Below are 1,009 nucleotides of genomic sequence, written 5' to 3'. Positions count from 1 at the left end.
ACTCAAAAAACCTGCTAGTGTCGCTGTTGATGTGGTTTTTCCTACCCCACCTTTTTGGTTAGCTACACTCCAAACGATCATGATTTCTCCTCCCCTAAACCCACTTCCACCAGCATGCGTTCTGCAATTCGGTCAAGAGGTAAATCTTCAGAAGAAATGCCCGCTTTAGCAACAGCTTGAGGCATACCGTAAACCACACAGCTTTCTTCGTCTTGTGCCCAAATGGTTGAACCTGCCGATTTCAGCATACGTGCACCTTCTCGGCCATCTGCACCCATTCCGGTGAGCACCATAGAAAGCACTTTGTCGCCGTAAACTTTCGCCGCCGAGCCAAAGGTCACATCCACACACGGTTTGTAGTTCATGCGATCACCGCCATCAATGATGCGAAGGCGAGCAGCACCTGCACGACCATCAATCATCATTTGCTTGCCGCCTGGCGCTAGGTAAGCCACACCAGCTTGTAACACATCACCGTCTTGTGCTTCTTTCACTTGGATCTTACACAACGTGTTCAATCGACTTGCAAATGCCGCCGTAAATGTCGCAGGCATATGCTGAATCAGCACGATTGGATGTGGGTAGTTCATCGGCAGACGAGTAAGAATTTTTTGTAAAGCAACTGGGCCACCAGTGGATGTGCCAATCGCTGTTAACTGGTATTTCTTACCCGATGCGCGGAACTTGGTTGCTGCCGGCCGAGCCGGAGCCGATGCGGCAGGCGTAGCGGTTCTTGAAGCCAGTGGGCGCGCAGCACTAGTTGCAGCAGCTGGACGCGCTACAGGACGGCGCATGAAAGCACGCTTAGAGGCAATTTGAATGACACGTTGCTGAAGCAGCGAAACCGCTTCGTCGCGGTTACGTGCAATATCTTCAAACTTCTTCGGTAAGAAGTCCAGAGCGCCAGCGTCCAACGCATCAAGAGTTGCTTTCGCCCCATCATGAGTCAGGGACGAAAACATCAGAATTGGCGTTGGAGATGCGGCCATGATTTCACGCACAGCCGTAA

The 1,009-nt window shown here is 51.6% G+C and carries 2 protein-coding genes; both read right to left on the bottom strand.

From position 1 onward, the window contains the following. The coding region (locus R7Q11_RS25050) for a ParA family protein (protein WP_225466864.1) at positions 1-81 on the bottom strand (81 nt) is incomplete at its 3' end. Further along, the coding region (locus tag R7Q11_RS25045) for a chemotaxis response regulator protein-glutamate methylesterase (RefSeq protein ID WP_225466863.1) at positions 78-1,009 on the bottom strand (932 nt) is incomplete at its 5' end. The genes R7Q11_RS25045 and R7Q11_RS25050, both read right to left, overlap by 4 nt.

Source organism: Vibrio sp. 970 (genome assembly GCF_033339075.1).
The sequence above is the reverse complement of the archived record's forward strand: the minus strand, read 5'-3'. Positions and strand labels throughout refer to the sequence as shown.